General features: G+C 43.0%; 2 pseudogenes. Both read right to left on the bottom strand.

The features are described 5' to 3' along the window. Window positions 1-472 (bottom strand): annotated as a pseudogene (locus ED312_RS23630) (hypothetical protein); the annotation flags it as partial. Further along, window positions 393-796: pseudogene (locus ED312_RS24070) on the bottom strand (cell wall anchor protein); the annotation flags it as partial. The pseudogenes ED312_RS24070 and ED312_RS23630, both read right to left, overlap by 80 nt.

Here is a 796-nt window from a genome sequence, read left to right as displayed (position 1 = left end):
TTTCGACTTTGATCTCCTTGGCCCGGATGTTGCCGTTGACGGCGAGTTTCCAGGTACCGGGATCGACAGTTCCGATACCTACACCTCCGTCTCCCTGAATTATAAACCTCGGATGCCAGGTCTCCGATCCTTCCGTAACGCCGACTACCAGTTTATCTCCAAAATGTGTAGGATCATCGCCTATATTAACCCTTAATTCGGATACATTAGGATTCCCGGAAACATTATACCTCGCCATCCACAAAGGGTCCGAGTTGTTACTTGCTCCAAGGAAATACAACTTGTTTCCATACGTTTCATTTTTAGTGCTTTGATCCGAAATGTCTGATCCGACAGAGATATCCCCATTAACCTCCAGTTTTTCTGCAGGTGATAACGTTCCGATGCCTACATTACCGGTGGAAGGAAATACATTGCTCTGAGCATGTAAAACAAATGGTATGAATGCGCTTATCAATAATATTTTTTTCATCAGTGTTTTTTTGGAGTTGATCTATAGCTTTTTGTAATTTTTCTATCTGGAATTTCTGTTCCCGGTTTTCTTTTTTCAAAGCAATCATATAAAGAGTCAACTCCTCGATCTTCTGCAACAATTTGGCATCCATCTGCCCCAGGAATATCCCATTTTCTTCTACCTCCTTAGCACTGGGGATATCCTTTAAATGGCCTTTTTCATTGATATGCTGTTCTACTTCTTCCAATGTGGGCAGGTTGTAACTCTCTTCAAAGACAAAATCGCTCCAGCCGGTTTCTACTTTGATCTCCTTGGCGCGGATGTTGCCGTTGACGGCGAGTT

This window comes from Sinomicrobium pectinilyticum, assembly GCF_003725735.1.
Taxonomy (GTDB): Bacteria; Bacteroidota; Bacteroidia; order Flavobacteriales; family Flavobacteriaceae; genus Sinomicrobium; species Sinomicrobium pectinilyticum.
This window is presented reverse-complemented; position numbering and strand designations above follow the sequence as displayed.